This is a genomic window from Isoptericola nanjingensis (assembly GCF_050311635.1).
Classification (GTDB): Bacteria; Actinomycetota; Actinomycetes; order Actinomycetales; family Cellulomonadaceae; genus Isoptericola; species Isoptericola nanjingensis.
The window spans coordinates 301,827-320,771 of the sequence record NZ_JBNOZL010000001.1; the positions used below are offsets into that span (position 1 = coordinate 301,827).

Here is an 18,945-nt window from a genome sequence, read left to right on the forward strand (position 1 = left end):
TACGCCTCGGCGAGCTCGCGCAGCTCGGCGCTCGGCTCGTCGGCGTGCGCCGCCTCGGACGTGCCGCCCGTATCGTCCCGGGCGTCGTCCGGGGTCTCGTCGCGGGCGTCGTCCGGGGTGGTCGGCTGGTCCTTGCTCACGGAGACGATCCTGCCATCCCCGTCCCACCAGGGCGTCCGCCCACGCGGCACGACGTCACGCCCGCCGACGTTTCGCCGCGACGCCCCCGCTCGCTACCGTGGGCGGGTGACCCCCGTGATCTCCACGCTCCGGACCGCTGCCCCGACGGCGGTGACCCCCGCCCCCACGCCCAGCCCGAGCACGACGACCACCGAGTCCGCCGTCGAGGACACCATCCAGGCCGCCGCGGACGCCGGTTCGTCCTTCTGGGAGTGGTTCACCGGCTGGCCCCTGCACATCCTCATCATCCTGGTGGTGGGGCTGCTCGTCCTCGCGCTGCTGCGTCGCGTGATCGGCCACGTCACCGAGCGCATCGCCACCGGCTCGGGCACGACGACCACCGAGGGCGGCCCCGCCTGGCGCCGCTACCTGCAGCGCACGCCGTTCGTCGAGGACGCCCTGGCGATGGCGAACCCGCTGGCCAGCCAGCGGCGCGCGCAGCGGGCACGCACCGTCGGGTCGGTGCTGCGCTCGACGGCCAACATCGTGGTCGGCACGATCATCGCGCTGATGATCCTGGCGGAGCTCCAGGTCAACGTGGGCCCGCTGGTCGCCTCTGCCGGCGTCGTCGGCATCGCGCTGGGCTTCGGCGCCCAGGCCCTCGTGAAGGACTTCATCTCCGGCATCTTCCTGCTGGTCGAGGACCAGTTCGGCGTGGGCGACGTGGTCGACCTGGGCTCGGGCGCGCTCGGCACGGTCGAGGAGGTCCAGCTGCGCGTCACGCAGGTGCGCGCCTTCGACGGCACGCTCTGGTACGTGCGCAACGGCGAGATCCTGCGCGCCGGCAACATGACGCAGCAGTGGTCGCGCGCCGTCGCGGAGGTCCGGGTGCCGCTGGACGCCGACCTCGACACCGTGCGGGCCGCGCTCGGCCGCGCGGCCGACGGCGTGCAGGCCGACCCGGAGCTGGCCCCGCTGCTGCTCGAGGCGCCGTCGGTCCGCGGCGTGGACGCCGTCTACGACATCACCATGTCGTTCACCCTCCACGCGCAGACCCGGCCGGGCGACCAGTGGGAGGTCTCGCGCGAGCTGCGCCGCCGCGCGCAGGCGGAGCTGCGCGCGGCGGGCGTGCTCCTGCCGCCGGCCGACGTCGAGCCGGCGGTGATCGAGCAGGGGACCGAGGGCTGAGTCAGGAGACGAGCAGGGGGTCCATCTGAGCGGCGAGGTCGTCGGCCTCCGGGCCCACGATGACCTGGACCACGCGGCCCGAGCGCACCACGCCGAACGCGCCCGACGCCTTGAGGCCCTGGTCGTCCACGAGGGCCGGGTCGCTCACCTCGACCCGCAACCGCGTGATGCAGGGCTCGAGGTCGACGACGTTCCGGCTGCCGCCGAGCGCCGCAAGGATGTCGTCGGCCTTGTGCGGGGCGATGGTCATGGGGGCCTCCCGTGGAATGCGTCGTTGCAGGTCCGTGACCAGCGTAACGCTCCCGGGCGCCGAGCGGGAGGAGCAGCACCGCGGGTGTCTGGGAGGATGGCCCGGTGACGGACCAGACTTCACCCGTGACCCCGCCGGAGACGTTCTACGACGCCGTCGGCGGGCACGCCACGTTCGAGCGCCTCGTCGACGTGTTCTACGAGGGCGTCGCCACGGACGAGGTGCTGCGCCCCATGTACCCGGAGGAGGACCTCGGGCCGGCGAAGGTGCGGCTCACGCTGTTCCTCGAGCAGTACTGGGGCGGCCCGACGACGTACAGCCAGCAGCGCGGCCACCCGCGCCTGCGCATGCGGCACGCGCCGTTCAAGGTCAACCCGGACGCCCGCGACCGCTGGCTGGCGCACATGCGCGCCGCCGTCGACGCGCTGGACCTGGCGCCGATCCACGAGTCCCAGCTGTGGGACTACCTGGAGCGCGCGGCGTACAGCATGATCAACACGTTCGACGAGTGACCCCGCCGCGGTCCGCGCGGCACACCCCGCGACCCACCCTGCGAATCGACCTGGAGTGCGTGTGAGCGAGACGTCCACCACCACGCCCGCCGCCGCGGGCATCCCCGACGCCCTGGACCGCCTGCTGTCGGCGCTCGACCTGCGCGAGGTCGACGGCTGGGGCCCGCGCGGCGAGGACGACCTGTGGCGCGGCGACAGCGTGCCCGGCCCCGGCCGGCGCGTGTACGGCGGCCAGGTGCTCGCCCAGGCCCTGCTGGCCTGCGGGCGCACGGTGGACGACGACCGGCTGCCCCACTCGCTGCACGCCTACTTCCTGCGCGAGGGCGCCCTGGACACACCGATCGACTTCGCCGTGGAGCGGCTGCGCGACGGACGGTCGTTCAGCGCGCGCCGGACGCACGCCATCCAGCACGGCAAGCCGATCCTGTCGCTGACGGTGTCGTTCCAGACCGACCAGCCCGGCTACGAGGCCGCGGAGCCCGTGCCGGCCGGCGTCCCGGCGCCGGAGGACGTCCCGTCGGCGATCGAGGTGCTCCACGGCATCGACCACCCGGCCGCGAAGTTCTGGTCGCACGAGTCGGCGTTCGACCTGCGGCACGTCGGCGGCTCGCTGTACCTGGGCCCCGACCCGGAGCCGAAGCCCACCCAGCAGGTGTGGGTGCGCGCCCGGCACGCGATCGCGTCCGACGACCCGCTGCTGCACCGCGCGCTGCTCGCCTTCGCGTGCGACCAGGTCATGCTCGAGCCGGTGCTGCGCCAGGCGGGCAGGTCGTGGATCGACGTCGGCGGCGCCGTGCCGATGGCGAGCCTCGACCACGCCATGTGGTTCCACCGCGACGCGCGCGCCGACGACTGGCTGCTGTACGTGCAGGAGTCGCCGGGCGCGCAGGGCGGGCGCGGCCTGGGCCTGGCCCGCGTGTACGACCGCGAGGGCCGGCTGGTGGCGAGCATCGCGCAGGAGGGCATGATCCGGCTGCCCGGCTGACGTCGGGCGCCACGGGCCGAGGCGCTGCGGGGAACGCGCGGTCGCCGCACACTGTGCGCGTGCGACTGCGCCGCGTCTCCGCGTCCTCTCCCGGCTACTCGCGCCGCGCGAAGGGCGGCGGCTGGGTGTTCCTCGACGTCGAGGGCGCGCCCCTGGACGACGAGGCCGAGGTGGCGCGGTGCACCCGCCTGGCGGTGCCGCCGGCCTGGACCGACGTGTGGATCTGCCGGTACGCCGACGGCCACCTGCAGGCGTTCGGCCGCGACGACGCCGGGCGCGGCCAGTACCTGTACCACGAGGAGTGGCAGGCGCGGCGCGCCCGCCGCAAGCACGACCACGTGCTCGACGTGGGCCGGCGCCTGCCCGCCGCCCGCGCCGGGGTGACGCGCGACCTGGGCCGCGACGGCGTCGGCCGCCGCCGGGTGCTCGCGCTCGCGTTCCGGCTGCTCGACGACGCGTACTTCCGCGCCGGCGGGGAGGTCTACGCCGCGAGGCACCGCAGCTACGGACTCGCGACGATCCGCAAGGAGCACGCCACCGTGCGGCGCGACGGGAGCGTGCACTTCCGCTACCCCGCCAAGTCGGGGCAGCTGCGCGACGTCCTCGTCGAGGACCCGGTGGTCGCGTCCCTGGTCACGACCCTCAAGCGGCGCCGCGGGGGCGACGACCTGCTCGCGTGGCGGGAGGACGGCGAGGCCGACTGGCACGACGTCACCAGCGCGGACGTGCAGGCCGACGTCAAGAAGCGCCTCGGCGACGACGCGACGCCGAAGGACTTCCGCACCTGGCACGCCACCGTGCTCGCCGCGCGCGCCCTGGCCGACGTCGGCGCGCCGCCGCGGTCGCAGCGGGCGCGGCGGCGGGTGGTCGCGGAGATCGTGCGCGACGTCGCCGAGGAGCTCGGCAACACCCCGGCGGTCGCCCGCGCGTCGTACATCGACCCGCGCCTGGTCGACCTGTGGGAGCACGGCGAGACGATCGGCCCGACGCGCACACGTTCCGCCGCCGAGCGCGCGGTGCTGGACCTGCTCGGCTGACCGCGAGGTGGTACCGGTACTACCTCGGCGCGATCCGTACTACCTCGGCGCGATCCGTACTACCTCGCGGTCAGCCGCGGCGGCGGAAGGCCACCGGCTCCTCGAGGTAGGCCTCCCAGGCCGCGCGCTCGTCGTCGGCGATGCGCCGCGGGGCGCCGGTCGCGGCGTCGACGACGACGATCGTCGTCGCTGCCTTGACGTACGCCTTGCCGCCGGACGCCGGGCCGGTGCGGTCGAACCCGCCGGGGACGCCGTCGTGCACCTCGTAGCAGACCTCGAGGCTCGCGCCCCCGATCGCGCCGATCCACATCTCCACCCGGACCGGGGTGCGGGAGAAGGCGAGCGGCCGCAGGTACTCGATCTGCTGCCCGGCGACCAGCGTGTGCGACGTGGCGTGCGGGCCGGTGTCGAGGACCGCGGTGGGCCACTCCTCGCCGTCCGCGGCCTCCGGGTGCCGCCAGAACGCCGTGATGCGCGCGTCCTCCAGGAGGCGGAGCATCGCGACGTTGTTGACGTGCTGGTAGGCGTCGAGGTCCGACCAGCGCAGGGGGACGGGCACGTGCAGACGGGTCATGGTCCGCATCGTCGCACGGCGTCGCCTCCCGAACGGCATCGCCCGGGACCGCCGTCAGCCGGCTGCGATCGCCGCCGCGGCGCGGCAGCGGGCGAGGGCGGCGAGCTCGTCCCCCACCGGCACGCGCACCAGCCGGTCCGCGACGCCCGAGACGGACTCGCGCAGCCGGCGGCGCACGCGCGACGCACGACGCCGCGCGCCCCACGCCGTGAAGACCCGCGCGACGAGCGCGAGCAGCAGCCCCGCGAGGAGCCCCCCGATCGCCAGCAGGGTGGGCCACGGCACCTCGAGCACCCCGCCGCCCGAGGCCGTGAGGTCCACGGTGAGCACCGGCAGGATCAGCGGCGGCAGCCGGAAGTACTCGACCGCCGCGGCGGCGCCGAGCCACAGCAGGCCCACGACCGCGGCCGCGAGGAGCAGCCACTGCACGGCGCCCACCGCCGCCCACCAGCGCGGCCTGCGCGCCGCCTCCAGGCGGGTGCCGACGACCGCCTGGTCGAGGTCCCCGGGCATCCGGTCGATCGCGTCCTGCGCCCGGTCGCGCGCCACCAGCACCCACGGGTCGGGCGCGCCCTCGGTCACCTCGTCGACGTACCGGCGCACCGCCGACGCCGACGCCGCGCGGACGGCGGGGCGCGTCGTCGGCAGGGAGCTGCGCACCAGGTCGGGTCGCTCGGGCCCCGTCGCGGTTCCCGACCCGTCGGTCGCCGTGCCGTCGGGGCCGCGCCGCAGCCCGAGCCGTCGCAGAGGGTCGCGCCTGAGCCGCGACACCCACCGGGTGACCGGCCATCCCGTGGCGAGGTGGGCGTCCCGACGGTGCGCGGCCGCCACCGCGTCGACGACCGTCGGCACCCCGGCGGCAGCCTCGAGCGCGTCCACCAGCGCGTCGGCCGCCCGCTCCCCCGCGCGCGACGCCGGGCTGGACCCGCACGCGTCCGCGATGCGCTGGGCGGCCGCGCGGGCGTCCGCCGCGAGCCGCGCGGTCGCCGCCTCGCGGCGCGCCGCCGCCTCCGCGAGCAGCCCCTTGAGCTGGTCGATCCCCCGCCCCGTCGCGGCCGACACGGCCAGCACCCGCGCCCCGTCGAGACCGTCCGCGGAGACCAGCCGGCGCAGGTCGGCGAGCATCGCGTCGGTCTCGGCGTCGGACAGCCGGTCCGCCTGGTTGAGCACCACGACGACGACCTCCGACCGGCCCGCCAGCGGGCGCAGGTACCGCTCGTGCAGCGCCGCGTCGGCGTACTTCTGCGGGTCCACGACCCACACCAGCAGGTCGGCCCGCTCCACCAGCCGCTCGGCCCGCACCCGGTGCTCCACGACGACCGAGTCGTGGTCGGGCAGGTCGAGCAGCACCAGACCGGTCGAGATCCCCGCCGGGCCGCGCCTCCCCCGCAGCCGGGCGAGCCCGCGCCGCGGGCGCGCCGCACCGGAGTCGTCGCCCGGGTCGTCGTCAGCCGGCGTCGGCATCTCCTGGCGCCGCCGGACCTCAAGCCAGTCGAGCAGCGGCCCGGCGCCGTCGCCCCAGACCGCCGCGACGGCGTGGGACGTCGTGGGCCGGCGCACACCGACGGTCGCGATCTCCGAGCCCGCGACGGCGTTGAGCACGCTCGACTTGCCGGAGCCGGTGGCGCCCGCGAGCGCCACGACCGTGTGCTCCGCGGAGAGCCCGCCGCGCTCGCGGGCCCGCGTCACGACGGCGCGCGCGTCGTCGAGCAGCTCGCGGTCGAGGCGGCCGCTCGCCGCGACGACGGCCGACTCCAGCGCCGCGGTCCGGTCCGCGAGGTCGATCCGGCTCACCGGTCGCCCTCCTCGCGCCGGGACCGGCGGCGCGACCACCAGCCGCCCCGCCGGGCGGGTGCCGCCTCGTCGGCGGTGGGCGGTTCGCCGGGGCCCGCCGGTGCCTCGGGCGCTCGGAACGTGCCGGCGCCGCGCAGCAGCCCGCCGCTCCACGGCCGGGTGACGCCCTCGGTCGGGACGGACCGGGCCGCCCGCTCGGCGCGGGCGGCCGCGGCGACCCGGTGGGCGGCGTCCCGGACGCCGTCGGCCCCGGTCTCCTGCGTGCCGAGCGCGTCGAGCTGCGCCGTGTACCGGGCGGCCTGCCCGCGCAGCACCGCGTCGACGCGGCCGTTCAGCCGCTCCTTGGCCTGGGCCGCGAGGCGGCGCACGGCCTCGTCGCCGAACACCGCCTCGAGCAGCTTCTGCGCGACGATCGCCGTGCCGCCGGCGATGCCGATCTCGGCGCCCGTCAGGCCGGCGGTCGACGCGAAGACGATGACCATGAGGCTCACGCCGAGCGCGTTCACCCCGAAGGAGACCGCCCGGGCGGTGCCGCGCCGCGACTCGCCCTGCTCGCGCACGAGCGCCAGCACGTCCTCCTGCCAGCCCCGGATCTGCTCCGCCACCTCGGTGCGCAGGGCCGCCGGGACGCGCGCCAGGTCGAGGCCGTCCAGGAGCGCCGCGCCCGCGCCGTCGCTGCGCCAGGCGGCGAACGTGCGCTCGGCGGCCTGCTCCGCCGCGTCGAGGATCACCGACTCCAGCCCGTGCGCGATGGCCTGCTCCACCTGCGGCGCCTCCTTCGGGCGGCCGCGGAAGAAGCGCACGACCGCGTCCCGCACGCGCCCCACGCCCGCCTCGACGGACCTGAAGAACTCGCCCGTCCCGACGAAGTCCTGCCAGCGGGCGAGCACCTCGCCGCGCAGCAGCGCGCCGTCGGACGTCGCCACCTCCACCTGCTCCAGCGCCTCCGCGTGGTACCGCCGGACGGCGTCGCGCAGCCGGGCGTCGGCCACCTCCTGCCCGTCCGCGGTCTCGGCGAGGGCGACCGCGCGCCGCACCAGGTCGTCCACCACGCCGTCTCGCGTGGCGGCGATGACCCGTGCCCGCGCCTCGGGGTCGCCACCCAGCCCGGACAGCCACGTGGCGACCTCCGCGACGGCCGCCTCCGGGAGCAGCCCGTCCACCAGGGCTCCGGGTCCCTGCTCGGCCGCCTCGCCGAGCACGAAGACGCGCGCGTCGCCCAGCCCGTGCTCCACCGTCATGCGACGCAGGTCGTCGGCCACGACCTCCGCGCCGGGGTCCACGCGGTCGAGGACGATCGCGACCTGCGCCCGCCGGCGCGCGGCCTGGCCCAGCAGGTCCCACGGCACGGCGTCCGCGTACCGCGCCGCCGTCGTGACGAAGAGCCACAGGTCGGCGGCCCCCAGCAGCTGCGCGGACAGCTCGCGGTTGGCCGTCTCCACGGAGTCGATGTCGGGGGCGTCGAGCAGGGCGAGCCCCTGCGGCAGCGCCTCGCTCGCGACCAGCCGCAGCGCAGCGGCCCCCTCCGCCCCGGACATGTCAGGCGTACCGCGCACCCCGGTGCGGCCGACGTCTGACGCGTGCGTCGGCGCCGGAGACCTGTCGGACGCCCCTGGCGCCCCGGTGGGCGGGGTGTCTGGCAGACGGCCCGACGAGGTCACGCGCGCCAGCCCGGGCAGCACCCGGTCGGTGGTGAACCACCGGGCGTCGAGGGGGTGGTGCACGAGGACGGGCGCGCGGGTGGTAGGTCGCAGCACCCCCGGGGCGGACACCGGCTCCCCGAGCAGCGAGTTGACCAGGGTGGACTTCCCCGCGCCGGTCGACCCGCCGACGACGACGAGCAGCGGCGCGCGCTCCGCCCGCAGCCTCGGCAGCAGGTAGTCGTCGAGCTGGTCGACGGCCTGGTGCAGGTCGGCCCGCGCCGCACCCACCCCGGGCGTCTCGAGCGGCAGGCGCAGGGCACCCAGGCGGGCGCGCAGCGTCTCGAGCGCGTCGACCAGCCCCCGGGCCGCCGCCTCGTCCCGCGGGTCGGGGGCGGCGGTCGTGTCCGGGTCGGTCATGTGCCCAGTCTGCCCATCAGGGACGATCCGTGCAGAGCCGACCTCCGAGAGGGCGCACCCGACCGGTCCGCGGGCGCGCCGGCGTCGAACACCACGGGTGAGGACGTCCACGAGAGAGTGGGGCGTCACCGCCACCGTCGGAAGGAACTCGCCTGATGCCCCTCGACCTGCACGAGACCACCACCGTCGTGACCGGCGCGAGCTCAGGCCTCGGCGCCGAGTTCGCGCGGGTGCTGGCCGCGCGCGGCTCCCATCTGGTCCTCGTCGCGCGGAGGGCCGAGCGGCTCGCCGCGCTCGCCCGGGAGCTCGAGGACGGGTTCGGCGTGCGCGCGCACGTCCTCCCGCTCGACCTCGCGGACGGCGGCGCCGCCGCAGCGCTGACCTCGTTCCTGGAGGAGCGGTCGATCACGGTCGACTCGCTCGTCAACAACGCCGGGTTCGCCACCTCGGGCGCCTTCGTCGACGCCGACGGCGACCGCCTGGACCGGGAGGTCCGGCTCAACGTCGGCGCGGTCGTGTCGCTCACCCACGCGCTGCTCGGCCCGATCACCGCCTCGGGACGGGGCTTCGTCCTCAACGTGTCCAGCATGGCGGCCTTCCAGCCCGTCCCGACCATGGCCGTGTACGGCGCCACCAAGGCGTTCGTGCTGAGCTTCACCGAGGCGCTGGCCCACGAGCTGCGCGGTACGGGCGTGCGAGTCACCGCCCTGTGCCCCGGCCCGACCCGCACGGAGTTCTTCGATGTCGCCGAGTCGCCGCTCGCCGCCTCGGCGAGCCTCCAGTCGGCTCCCGAGGTGGTGGCCGCCGGGATCCGCGCGCTCGACGCGCGACGCACGCCGTCGAGCGTCGTTCCCGGGGCGCTCAACCGGTTCGGTGCGGGCCTCGGGCGGCTGCTCCCCCGCTCCCTCGTCGTGCCGCTGGCCGCCCGGGTCGCCACCTGACCGACGGCGAGGTCAGCCCCCCAGACGACGGCGCAGCCACGCGACGCACACCTCGCCCTGGGCGCGCTGGAACGCCCGCAGGTGCGGGATGCCGGGGACGGGTGGCTGCAGCGACGAGTGCACGAAGTATCCGGTGAGCGCGACGAGGTAGGCCGTCACCGCGTCCCCGTCGGTCCCCGCCGGCAGGGGGCGGAGCCGCAGCGCCTCCTCCGGCGCCGGCCCGCCCTCCACCTGCACGGCCGGCAGCATGCCCACCAGGTCGCAGAACGCCGCGCCCCGTCCCGGGTACGCCCAGTCGACGGCGACCGCCCGGACCCGGGCCGCTCCGCGGCCCGATCCGCCGCCGACCAGCAGCGCGTTGTCGCCGCGCAGGTCGCCATGGACGAGCCGGTTCCCGGCGACGGCCGCCGGCGCCTCGAGCTCGAGCGTCGCGAGGCGGTCCAGGTGCTGCGCGAGCCACGGGTCGTACGACGCGAGGCCCTCCGGGCGCTCCGCCGCGAGCCGCCCGGTGAGATGCGCGGGCAGCTCGGCGGCGAACTCGGGGAGCACCCCCGCGCCGACCTCGTGCGTCCCTACCTCGACCGCGAGATCGAGCACGGCACGCAGCTCCAACTCGCGCCAGGGCTGCGCCGGCGCGTGCCCGTCGACGGCGTCGAAGGCCAGCACGACCCAGTCGAGGCCCCCGGCGACGCCGACCTCGGCGAGCCACCGCAGGCGCGGCGCGGGCACGCCGTCGCCGAGCAGGGCCACGCGCTCCGCCTCCTGGCGGTACAGGCCCACCGTGAAGGAGTGCTCCGGACCGACCGCCTTGACGAACGCCGCGCCGCGGTCGGTGCGCAGCGTGGACGCCAGGCCCTGGGAGTACCCGCCGTCGTGGCTGGTCCACCCCGTCACCTGCGCCCCCAGCCGCGCCTCGATCCCTGCGCGCACGGCGGCGGGCAGGTCGGGCCAGGTGGGGCGGGCGCGGGTGGTCGTCGTGGTCATCGCAGGAGTATCTCCGACGAGCGGTCCCGCACCCCACGCATTTCAGACGCACGACGCCCCCGGCACCACGGGTGCCGGGGGCGTCGTGCGGGCCGTGCTGGCTCGCTGTGCGGGCTCGGGGCCCGCGCGCTCAGTCGCGCGTGAGCTTGCGGTACGTCACGCGGTGCGGGCGCGCGGCGTCAGCGCCCAGGCGCTCGACCTTGTTCTCCTCGTACGAGGCGAAGTTGCCCTCGAACCAGTACCAGTTCGCCGGGTCCTCCTCCGTGCCCTCGTACGCGAGGATGTGCGTCGCGACCCGGTCGAGGAACCACCGGTCGTGGGAGACCACGACGGCGCAGCCGGGGAACTCGAGCAGCGCGTTCTCCAGCGAGCCGAGGGTCTCGACGTCGAGGTCGTTGGTGGGCTCGTCGAGGAGCAGCAGGTTGCCGCCCTGCTTGAGGGTCAGCGCCAGGTTGAGGCGGTTGCGCTCACCACCGGACAGCACGCCCGCGGGCTTCTGCTGGTCCGGGCCCTTGAACCCGAACGACGCCACGTACGCGCGCGAGGGGATCTCGACGTTGCCGACCTTGATGAAGTCGAGCCCGTCGGAGACGACCTCCCACAGCGTCTTCTTCGGGTCGATGCCGCCGCGCGACTGGTCGACGTAGGAGATCTTGACGGTCTCGCCGACCTTGAGGTCACCGCCGTCGAGCGGCTCCAGGCCGACGATGGTCTTGAACAGCGTGGTCTTGCCGACGCCGTTCGGGCCGATGACGCCGACGATGCCGTTGCGCGGCAGCGTGAAGCTCAGGCCGTCGATGAGCTGGCGGCCGTCGAAGCCCTTCTGCAGGTTGCTGGCCTCGAGGACCACGCTGCCCAGGCGCGGGCCGGCGGGGATCTGGATCTCCTCGAAGTCGAGCTTCCGCGTCCGCTCCGCCTCCGCGGCCATCTCCTCGTAGCGGGCCAGGCGCGCCTTCGACTTGGTCTGGCGGCCCTTCGCGTTGGAGCGCACCCACTCGAGCTCGTCCTTGAGGCGCTTGGCGAGCTTGGCGTCCTTCTTGCCCTGCACCTCGAGGCGGGCCTGCTTCTTCTCCAGGTAGGTGGAGTAGTTGCCCTCGTACGGGTAGAGGCGGCCGCGGTCGACCTCGCAGATCCACTCCGCGACGTGGTCGAGGAAGTACCGGTCGTGGGTGACGGCGAGGACGGCGCCCGGGTAGGTGGCCAGGTGCTGCTCGAGCCACAGCACCGACTCGGCGTCGAGGTGGTTGGTGGGCTCGTCGAGCAGCAGCAGGTCGGGCTTCTCCAGCAGCAGCTTGCACAGCGCCACGCGACGGCGCTCACCACCGGAGAGGACCTTCACGTCGGCGTCCGGCGGCGGGCAGCGCAGGGCGTCCATCGCCTGCTCGAGCTGGGAGTCGAGGTCCCAGGCGTCGGCGGCGTCGATGTCCTCCTGCAGCGTGCCCATCTCGGCCAGCAGGCTGTCGAAGTCGGCGTCGGGCTCCGCCATGAGGGCGGAGATCTCGTTGAACCGGTCGATCTTCGCCTTGAGCGGGCCGACCGCCTCCTCGACGTTCCCGAGCACGGTCTTGTCCTCGTTGAGCGGCGGCTCCTGCAGGAGGATGCCGACCGTGTACCCCGGGGAGAGCCGCGCCTCGCCGTTGGACGGCTGCTCGAGGCCCGCCATGATCTTGAGGATCGTCGACTTCCCGGCGCCGTTGGGGCCGACGACGCCGATCTTGGCGCCGGGCAGGAAGTTCAGCGAGACGTCGTCGAGGATGACCTTGTCGCCGTGCGCCTTGCGCGCCTTGTACATGGAGTAGATGAACTCAGCCACTGGCTCTGCTTCCACCGTTCGATCGCGCGGCGAACCCGAGGGATCGGGTCCGAGAGGTTCGAGGCTCCAGCGGGCAGGCTGGAGGACCGGCATGGCGGCCGGTCCACCAGCCTACGCGACCTCGGGCCTCACACGCCGACCGGCACCGGCTCGGGCTCCCGATCGGGCTCGGGCAGGTCCTCGGGGTCCGCACGGTCGACCACGCGCGTGAACCGCGCCAGCCCGCGGGTGACGTCCGGGCCCACGCCGTGCGCGTCGATCACGAGCTGCCAGCGGTCCTTGCCCTCCTTGTCCGTCCACTCCTCCGTGGACAGCCTGCCGGTGACGACCACGGGGTCGCCCTGCGCCAGCGACTCCGCCACGTGGCGGGCGCCGGTACGGAAGGACTTCACCGTGAACCACAGGGTCTGGCCGTCGGACCACTCGCCGCTGCGCGGGTCGCGCAGCCGCCGCGTGCTCGCCACGCGGAACGTGGTCCACTCGACCCCGCCGTCGGACCGGTGCAGCGTCGGCTTCGTCCCGACGAACCCGTTCACCGTGATGCTGACCTCGTTCATGCGCTCCTCCTGGGTCCGCCGCCGGCAGGCGCCGGCGGGCCCCCAGGATCAGTCGCCCGAGGCCCGGTGCGCCCCCGCCTTCGGCGTGGTTGTGGACGACGGCGCCAGCTCGGAGCCTGTGGGCAGCCTCAGGGACCCGGTGAGCGGCAGCGACGTCGGGAGCTCGGTCGCCGCCTGCGCCAGCTCGCGCACCCGCCGGTGCTCGTGGAGCAGCTTCTGCGTCGGCTCGCCGAGCCCCTCGGACAGCACCCGCTCGAGCGCCGCCCGGCCCGCGGAGGCCACGGCCTGCTCGCGCCTGCGTGCCAGCGCGCGCCGCGAGGCCGTGCCCGCGAACGCCACCACCACGGCGGCCACGGCCGCGACGCCGGCCAGCGCGAGCACGACGGCCGGCCAGGGCGAGGCCACGTCGAGCACGCCCGTGAGCGCGAGGACCCCCACGACCGCCGACACCACCGCGACGGCGCCGAGCACCCACGCCGTGCGGCGCAGCGCCCGGGCTGCCGACGGCCCCCGCGTGTCGAGCGCGATGCCGCGCAGCGCGCCCGCCACCGACGTGCGCAGCTGGTCCGCCCCCGCCACCGAGGACGCGAGCGAGCGCTGCCACCCCGGCCGCAACGAGGCGCCCGCGCGGGTCAGCCAGCGGGCCCGCGAGAGCGCGACGGCGTCGCGGTCCGGCGGCGGCACCTCCGGCCGCCCGTAGCCGTTGCGCACCGCGTTGCCCACCTGGCTCGCGACCGCGTCGAGCCCGGTCGCGGTCACCAGGGCGTCCAGCTCACGCTCGACCGCGGGCCCCATCTGCCACGGCACCTCCGCCGGCGTCTGGGCCAGCAGCAGCCGCGCCGCGACGTCCAGCTCCGCGGCCGCACGCCCGGCCGCGACCGACCGCCGCGCGCACGCCTCCTCCAGCAGCCCCCGGACCCGGTCGATCCCCTCGCCCGTCTTCGCGGACACCCCCAGCACGAACACGCCGGTCAGGCCGTCGTCCTCGAGCAGTCGCGCCAGGTCGGCCAGCAGGTTCTCCCGCTGCGCGTCCGGCACGGTGTCCACCTGGTTGAGCAGCACCACCATCGACGACTCGGAGCCCACGGACTCGCGCAGGTACCCCGAGTGCAGGGCGTCGTCCGCGTACTTCTGCGGGTCCACGACCCAGACCAGCAGGTCCACGAGCGGCAGCACACGGTCCACGACCTCGCGGTGCGCCGGCTCGACCGAGTCGTGGTCCGGCAGGTCGAGCAGCACCAGCCCGGCGAGCTTCTCCTCGTCCTCGCCGTCGAGCTCGCCGCCCTGGGTGATGCGGCGCTCGCGGTCCACGCCCACCCAGTCCAGCAGCGCCTCCGCGCCGTCCGACCAGGAGCACGCCGTCACGCGCGCCGTCGTCGGCCGCTTCACGCCCACGTCGGCGAAGCTCAGCCGCGACACCTTGTTGAACAGGCTGGACTTGCCCGAGCCCGTGCCCCCGGCGAACGCCACCACCGTGTGGTCGACGCCGAGCGCGAGCCGCTCCCGCACCCCCTCGACCGCGGCCGACACGCGCTGCGACGTGGCGTCGTCGAGCCGGGGCCCGGCGATCTCGAGCGCCTGCGCGAGGTCCTCGGTGCGGGCGCGCAGCGTCGCGTCGTGGGACGGGCTCTCGGTCATGTCAGCCTCCTGAGCTCGGCGAGCCGGACGCGCAGCCCCGCGGCCGCGTCGTCGGCGGGTTCGGACGGACCGAGGTCGTCCAGCACGGCCTGCACCTCGGCGTCGACGACGGCAGCCGCGCGGTCGCCGAGGTCGTCGCGCAGGGTGGCGACGGGCGCGGCGGCCAGGTCCCCCAGGACGCGCTCCAGCAGGCGGTCGGCGTCGCCGCTGCCCGCGGCGGAGGCGAGGAACAGCGTGGCGAGCCCGCGCGCCCCGAACGCCTTGACGGCGGCCTCGACGCGGGCGCCCGATGCGGCGTCGCCGGTGAGCTCCCCGTCCAGGTCGGAGACCACGGCGTCGGCCCGGCCGGCCCACTGCGCCACCCGCCCCGGCACGTCGGCCTCGCGCGCCGCGGTGCGGGCCGCGCCGTCGGGGGCGACGGCCTCGCCGCCGGCGGGCGCTCCCGGGCCGGCGAGGACGGCGCGCAGCCGCTCCTCGACCCGGGCCCCCGACGCCGCCAGGGTGCGCGACGCGGCGTCGACGACGTCGGACCGGAGCCCCTCCAGCGCGGCCTCGCGCGCGCGTCCGGCGCGGCGCGTGCTGCGCGCGCGGTCGCCGCGGACCTTGACGCGGTCGACGCCGACGGTGCCGGACAGCTCGCGCCACCGCGCCTCGACCGACGCCCCGGCGACGACCCCGGCCGCGACCGCGTCGCGGGCGAGCCGCTCCGCCGCGGGGATCTCCTCCGTGACCCGGCGGCGCAGCACGTGCACGGCCTCCTGCTGCGCGTCGATCGCGTCCGCGAGCGACGTGACCCAGCCGGGCAGCGCGCCCAGCGCGCCCTTGAGGGTGCGCACGACGACGGCCCGCGAGCGGTCCGGCCCGGCGAGCATGGTGAGCCAGCGCCGCACCGGCTGCACGACCGACGGGTCCAGGAGCCCCTCGTGCGGACCGACGTCGGGGACGACGAACAGCGGGACGTCGGTCATGCCGTGCTCGCGCAGGCGCTGCAGCAGGTCGCCGCGCACCGTGGTCAGCGTCTCCTTCGGCACCCGGTTGAGCACCATCGCCACCGACGCCCCGCGCTCCGTGGCGCGGGCCAGGGCCTGCCACGGCAGCGCGTCGCCGTAGCGCGCGGCGGTGGTGACGAAGAGCCACAGGTCGGCGGCCTCGAGCAGCTGCTGCGCCGTCGAGCGGTTCTGCTGCACGAACGAGTCGAGGTCCGGCGCGTCCAGCAGGGCCGTCCCGCGCGGCACCCCCTCGTGCTGCACCACGCGCGACAGCTCCGTGACGGGCCCGGCCGCCATGACGTCGGCGTCGGCGGGGTGGTGGGCGAGGACCGGCTCGCGCGTGGTGGGGCGCAGGACGCCCGCCTCGGAGACGGCCTCCCCCAGCAGCGAGTTGTACAGCGTGGACTTGCCCGCGCCGGTCGAGCCCGCGACGACGACGACGGCCGGCGACGACAACTCCTTGAGGCGCGGCAGCAGGTGCTCGTCGAGCTGGGCGAGCAGCCGGTCGCGTGAGGCCGCGGCGTCCTCGGCCCCGTCGATCGGGAGGGGGAGCTCGACCGCCGCGACGTCGCGACGCAGGTCGCGGGCGACGTCGTGGACGGTGACGCCGATCTCCTCGCCCGCCCCGGCGTCCTTCCTGCTCGCGGCACGGCGCGAGGCACGGGTCTCCAGGGAAGGTGTCACGGGCACATCCTTCCCGTTGGCGCGTTCCGTGCCAAACGCGCGCGCCGGTCGCCCGCGGGTTCAGCGGCGCCGCAGGCTCTCGTAGATGCGCGCGAAGCCGTCCGCCCCGTGCCCGGCGTCCACCTGGCGCCGGCGCAGCGCCTCCACCATGGCGATCGGCGCCGGGTCCACGCCCTGCTCCTCGCTCGCGCGCACCAGGTGCCCGAGGTCGGACCAGTCCAGGCTCTGCACCGGGTCGGAGTAGTCGCCGCGGTCGACCGCCTCCGCGTCGAGCACGAGGTACTCGGTCATCGCCGCGAGGAACGGCGCCGCCCGCCGCGCGTAGCTCACGGCGTCGACACCGTCGGCTCCCACCATCGCGGCGCCGTGCAGGAACGCCGTGAACATCGTGTACATCCCCGAGAGCATCGCGAGGTCCAGCAGCGACGCCCGCCCCGGGTCCGCGCCCTCGAAGGTGCTCGTCGCCCAGCGGTCCAGGACGCCGCGCGTCTCGCGGAACACGCCCTCGTCGCCGCTGTACAGGATCTCCGCGCCGGGGCGGCCGATCATCGGCGGGGTCGCCATGATCGCGCCGTCGAGGTAGCGCACCCCGTGCTCGGACGCCCAGGAGGCGACCTCGCGGGCCTCGTTCGGGGTGGTCGTGGTCAGGTTGACCACGACGCGGCCACGCAGCTGCTCGGCGAGCGGGTCGAGCGTCTCGTGCACCGACGCGTGGTCGTAGAGGCAGACGACGACGGTCGACGCCGCGAGCACCGCGTCCCGGGCGTCGGACGCGCGCCGGGCGCCGCGCCCCACGAGCTCCGCGTCCCGGCCGGGCGACCGGTTCCACACCGTCACCCCGTGACCGGCGTCCAGCAGCGCCGCGGCGAGCTCTCGTCCCATGACGCCGAGCCCGAGCAGCGCGACCGGCTCCGTCCCGCGGCTCATCGCGGGTCCCGGATGCCGTCGACGATGCGGGTCCAGCCGTCCGCCCCGTGCCCCGCGTCGATCGCGCGGCGGTAGTGCTCCTGCACCGCCCGGGGCAGGCCGACGTCGATCCCGGCCGCCGCGCTGGCGGCGACCAGGTGGTCGGCGGTGGCGCCCATCATGGTCGCCGTGCTCAGGTCGCCCGGGTGGCGCCCGGCGTCGATCCGCGCGCCGGTGCTCTCCCGCCCGCCCTCCCCCGCCGCGAGCATCGCCGGGATGTCGGCGAGCGTCGTCAGCGCCTCGGGGAGGAAGTCCCGCGCCGGGATGCCGGCGCTCCCCACCAGGGCGGTGGCGTGCATCAGGGCGGACAGCGCCGTGAGGAAGACGTCGAGCTGCGCCTGGTACATGAGCTGCGCCAGCCCGGGGTCCGCGCCGACGTACCGCGGCGCCGCGAGCTCCGCCAGCACCTCGCGATGGCGGTCGAACATGTCCCGGGGGCCCGAGTAGTAGGCGTACGCATCGTCGGTGCCGACCGTGGGCGCAGGGCTCATCACTCCCCCCGTGAGGAACGCCGCACCGTGCACGGACGCCCACGCCGCGGCCTCGCGGGTGCGCTCCGGGGTGTCCGAGCTGAGGTTCACCAGCGTGCGGCCGTCGAGGGCGTCGGTCGCGCCGTCGAGGATCGCGTCCATGGCCGCGTAGTCGGTGAGGCTGAACAGGACGAGGTCCGCCGCCTCCAGCGCCGCACGCGGCGTGGGGGCGAGGGCCGCACCGGCGGCGACCACGCCGTCGGCGCGGGAGGCCGTGCGGTTCCAGACGGTGACGGGGTGGCCTCCGGCCAGGAGGCGGCGGACCATCGCCTGCCCCATCGGGCCGAGGCCGATCACCGTGACCGGTACGGGCTGTGCAGTCATGCGCGGTGCTCCTCTTGTGCGTCGTGGCGGTGTGCCTCCATGCTCTGGGGGTACCGAGACCCTGAGAAGTACGCACTTATTACTGCGGTACTTACCTCGAGGGAAGTACCCCGGCAGAGGAGCACCCATGACCGTCAGCACCCGTCGCGGCCCCTACGTCTGCGGCATCGACGCCGCGCTCGACGTCGTCAGCGGCAAGTGGAAGGGCCTCATCCTCTGGGAGCTCGAGGAGCACGGCGTGCGCCGGTTCGCCGAGCTGCGCCGCGGCCTGCCGGGCGTGAGCGAGAAGATGCTCACCCAGCACCTGCGGGAGATGGAGGCCGACGACCTCGTGGTGCGCACCGTCTACGCCGAGGTGCCGCCCCGCGTCGAGTACTCCCTGAACGACCACGGCCGGGCGCTGAACGCCGCGCTCGCGCCGTTGGGGCAGTGGGGCTCCGAACGGATCCGGCGCGAGCGCCGCGAGCTGGTCGACCACGCCGACGCGGCGGCGATGCCCCGGCCCTGACCTGTCACTGGCGCCGTCGTGCGAGGACGGCAAGGTCTCGGAACGTGGCCGCGTCGAGCACACCGTTGCGCTGACCGTTCCTGCTTGGCGTGATCCTCAGCGTGACCGATGCCCCGTGATCGCCCGGTCGGACGTAGTAGCACTCGTCGGTCTCGGGACAGTAGATGCAGACGACGTCGATCGCGGTCTTGTCCGTCGGCTTGGCGTGGGTGCCCTGGCGGTCGTTCCAGACAGATCGGAAGTGGACGGTGATCGCGCCGGCACGCGACGCGCGGTATTTCACCTGCAGCCTGCAGAACACGCCGTCCGCGTAGGCGACGAGGTCGAAGGGAGCGTGCTCCGTAGCAGGGAAGAGCACAACGTAGCCCTGGCTGACGATGTCGGCATGGGCCTTCGCCACGCCAAGATCGCCCTTGTCCTTGGTGTGGTGCGGCGCCATCCGTCCAGACTAATGGATGGGTCTTCCAAAGCTCCAGGATCCGGGGTGCGCC

At 75.5% G+C, this 18,945-nt stretch carries 18 protein-coding genes; 6 read left to right on the top strand and 12 right to left on the bottom strand.

Features of this window, described 5'->3' with window-relative positions:
• Window positions 1–246: 246 nt before the first annotated feature.
• Complete coding sequence (locus tag ACQP6G_RS01430; protein WP_429762386.1) at window positions 247–1,308, top strand: mechanosensitive ion channel family protein; 1,062 nt, start codon at window positions 247–249, stop codon at window positions 1,306–1,308.
• Between the two features lies 1 nt (window position 1,309).
• Here ACQP6G_RS01430 and ACQP6G_RS01435 read toward each other — a convergent pair whose 3' ends face one another.
• The gene (locus ACQP6G_RS01435) at window positions 1,310–1,558 is read right to left on the bottom strand and encodes a PTS sugar transporter subunit IIB (protein WP_429762387.1); all 249 of its coding nucleotides are present in this window, start codon (window positions 1,556–1,558) and stop codon (window positions 1,310–1,312) included.
• 104 nt (window positions 1,559–1,662) lie between these two features.
• Between ACQP6G_RS01435 and ACQP6G_RS01440 the strand changes: the two genes are divergently transcribed.
• The 3 genes from ACQP6G_RS01440 (at window position 1,663) to ACQP6G_RS01450 (ending at window position 4,092) form a co-directional block, all read left to right on the top strand.
• Window positions 1,663–2,070, top strand: coding sequence for a globin (locus ACQP6G_RS01440; RefSeq protein WP_429762388.1), 408 nt, complete (start codon window positions 1,663–1,665; stop codon window positions 2,068–2,070).
• A 61-nt stretch (window positions 2,071–2,131) separates the two neighbouring features.
• Window positions 2,132–3,055 carry an acyl-CoA thioesterase gene (locus ACQP6G_RS01445; protein WP_429762389.1) on the top strand — a complete coding sequence of 308 codons (924 nt, stop codon included), beginning with the start codon at window positions 2,132–2,134 and terminating at the stop codon, window positions 3,053–3,055.
• Between the two features lie 59 nt (window positions 3,056–3,114).
• Complete coding sequence (locus ACQP6G_RS01450; protein ID WP_429762390.1) at window positions 3,115–4,092, top strand: DNA topoisomerase IB; 978 nt, start codon at window positions 3,115–3,117, stop codon at window positions 4,090–4,092.
• A 70-nt stretch (window positions 4,093–4,162) separates the two neighbouring features.
• Here ACQP6G_RS01450 and ACQP6G_RS01455 read toward each other — a convergent pair whose 3' ends face one another.
• Genes ACQP6G_RS01455 through ACQP6G_RS01465 form a run of 3 tightly spaced genes read right to left on the bottom strand, consistent with a single transcriptional unit; the run spans window position 4,163 to window position 8,520 of the window.
• The gene (locus ACQP6G_RS01455) at window positions 4,163–4,666 is read right to left on the bottom strand and encodes an acyl-CoA thioesterase (RefSeq protein ID WP_429762391.1); all 504 of its coding nucleotides are present in this window, start codon (window positions 4,664–4,666) and stop codon (window positions 4,163–4,165) included.
• 54 nt (window positions 4,667–4,720) lie between these two features.
• A complete protein-coding gene (locus ACQP6G_RS01460) occupies window positions 4,721–6,460 on the bottom strand; it encodes a GTPase (RefSeq protein WP_429762392.1) in 1,740 nt (579 codons plus the stop codon).
• The gene (locus ACQP6G_RS01465) at window positions 6,457–8,520 is read right to left on the bottom strand and encodes a dynamin family protein (protein ID WP_429762393.1); all 2,064 of its coding nucleotides are present in this window, start codon (window positions 8,518–8,520) and stop codon (window positions 6,457–6,459) included. Before ACQP6G_RS01465 ends, ACQP6G_RS01460 begins: the two co-directional genes overlap by 4 nt.
• Window positions 8,521–8,675: 155 nt before the next feature.
• On the opposite strand from ACQP6G_RS01465, the gene ACQP6G_RS01470 reads away from it, so the two are divergent.
• The gene (locus ACQP6G_RS01470; protein WP_429762394.1) at window positions 8,676–9,461 is read left to right on the top strand and encodes an SDR family NAD(P)-dependent oxidoreductase; all 786 of its coding nucleotides are present in this window, start codon (window positions 8,676–8,678) and stop codon (window positions 9,459–9,461) included.
• A 12-nt stretch (window positions 9,462–9,473) separates the two neighbouring features.
• Here the strand turns inward: ACQP6G_RS01470 and ACQP6G_RS01475 are convergent, their stop codons facing one another.
• From ACQP6G_RS01475 to ACQP6G_RS01505, 7 genes are all read right to left on the bottom strand, one after another.
• Entirely contained in the window at window positions 9,474–10,445 is a 972-nt protein-coding gene (locus ACQP6G_RS01475) for a phosphotransferase (RefSeq protein ID WP_429762395.1), read from the bottom strand.
• 130 nt (window positions 10,446–10,575) lie between these two features.
• On the bottom strand, window positions 10,576–12,258 hold the full coding sequence (ettA, locus tag ACQP6G_RS01480; RefSeq protein ID WP_429762396.1) for an energy-dependent translational throttle protein EttA: 1,683 nt from the start codon (window positions 12,256–12,258) through the stop codon (window positions 10,576–10,578).
• A 128-nt stretch (window positions 12,259–12,386) separates the two neighbouring features.
• Entirely contained in the window at window positions 12,387–12,815 is a 429-nt protein-coding gene (locus ACQP6G_RS01485) for a single-stranded DNA-binding protein (protein WP_429762397.1), read from the bottom strand.
• Window positions 12,816–12,863: 48 nt separating this feature from the next.
• The gene (locus ACQP6G_RS01490; RefSeq protein ID WP_429762398.1) at window positions 12,864–14,453 is read right to left on the bottom strand and encodes a GTPase; all 1,590 of its coding nucleotides are present in this window, start codon (window positions 14,451–14,453) and stop codon (window positions 12,864–12,866) included.
• On the bottom strand, window positions 14,450–16,126 hold the full coding sequence (locus ACQP6G_RS01495; protein WP_429762399.1) for a GTPase: 1,677 nt from the start codon (window positions 16,124–16,126) through the stop codon (window positions 14,450–14,452). The genes ACQP6G_RS01490 and ACQP6G_RS01495 overlap by 4 nt, the downstream gene beginning before the upstream one ends.
• A 60-nt stretch (window positions 16,127–16,186) precedes the next feature.
• Window positions 16,187–17,053 (bottom strand): NAD(P)-dependent oxidoreductase, encoded by an 867-nt coding sequence (locus ACQP6G_RS01500; protein WP_429762400.1) that lies wholly within the window; start codon window positions 17,051–17,053, stop codon window positions 16,187–16,189.
• Complete coding sequence (locus tag ACQP6G_RS01505; RefSeq protein ID WP_429762401.1) at window positions 17,050–17,946, bottom strand: NAD(P)-dependent oxidoreductase; 897 nt, start codon at window positions 17,944–17,946, stop codon at window positions 17,050–17,052. The genes ACQP6G_RS01500 and ACQP6G_RS01505 overlap by 4 nt, the downstream gene beginning before the upstream one ends.
• 127 nt (window positions 17,947–18,073) lie before the next feature.
• On the opposite strand from ACQP6G_RS01505, the gene ACQP6G_RS01510 reads away from it, so the two are divergent.
• Window positions 18,074–18,454 carry a winged helix-turn-helix transcriptional regulator gene (locus ACQP6G_RS01510; RefSeq protein ID WP_429762402.1) on the top strand — a complete coding sequence of 127 codons (381 nt, stop codon included), beginning with the start codon at window positions 18,074–18,076 and terminating at the stop codon, window positions 18,452–18,454.
• 4 nt (window positions 18,455–18,458) lie between these two features.
• On the opposite strand, the gene ACQP6G_RS01515 is transcribed toward ACQP6G_RS01510, so the two are convergent.
• Complete coding sequence (locus tag ACQP6G_RS01515; protein ID WP_429762403.1) at window positions 18,459–18,893, bottom strand: group I intron-associated PD-(D/E)XK endonuclease; 435 nt, start codon at window positions 18,891–18,893, stop codon at window positions 18,459–18,461.
• Window positions 18,894–18,945 lie beyond the last annotated feature (52 nt).

What these genes read in the sequence shown, in the direction of transcription:
- ACQP6G_RS01435 (WP_429762387.1), bottom strand. Translation starts at nt 1,558, where the DNA reads ATGACCATCGCCCCGCACAAGGCCGACGACATCCTTGCGGCGCTCGGC.
- ACQP6G_RS01455 (WP_429762391.1), bottom strand. Translation starts at nt 4,666, where the DNA reads ATGACCCGTCTGCACGTGCCCGTCCCCCTGCGCTGGTCGGACCTCGAC.
- ACQP6G_RS01465 (WP_429762393.1), bottom strand. Translation starts at nt 8,520, where the DNA reads ATGACCGACCCGGACACGACCGCCGCCCCCGACCCGCGGGACGAGGCG.
- ACQP6G_RS01470 (WP_429762394.1), top strand. Translation starts at nt 8,676, where the DNA reads ATGCCCCTCGACCTGCACGAGACCACCACCGTCGTGACCGGCGCGAGC.
- ACQP6G_RS01475 (WP_429762395.1), bottom strand. Translation starts at nt 10,445, where the DNA reads ATGACCACGACGACCACCCGCGCCCGCCCCACCTGGCCCGACCTGCCC.
- ACQP6G_RS01485 (WP_429762397.1), bottom strand. Translation starts at nt 12,815, where the DNA reads ATGAACGAGGTCAGCATCACGGTGAACGGGTTCGTCGGGACGAAGCCG.
- ACQP6G_RS01490 (WP_429762398.1), bottom strand. Translation starts at nt 14,453, where the DNA reads ATGACCGAGAGCCCGTCCCACGACGCGACGCTGCGCGCCCGCACCGAG.
- ACQP6G_RS01500 (WP_429762400.1), bottom strand. Translation starts at nt 17,053, where the DNA reads ATGAGCCGCGGGACGGAGCCGGTCGCGCTGCTCGGGCTCGGCGTCATG.
- ACQP6G_RS01505 (WP_429762401.1), bottom strand. Translation starts at nt 17,946, where the DNA reads ATGACTGCACAGCCCGTACCGGTCACGGTGATCGGCCTCGGCCCGATG.
- ACQP6G_RS01510 (WP_429762402.1), top strand. Translation starts at nt 18,074, where the DNA reads ATGACCGTCAGCACCCGTCGCGGCCCCTACGTCTGCGGCATCGACGCC.
- ACQP6G_RS01515 (WP_429762403.1), bottom strand. Translation starts at nt 18,893, where the DNA reads ATGGCGCCGCACCACACCAAGGACAAGGGCGATCTTGGCGTGGCGAAG.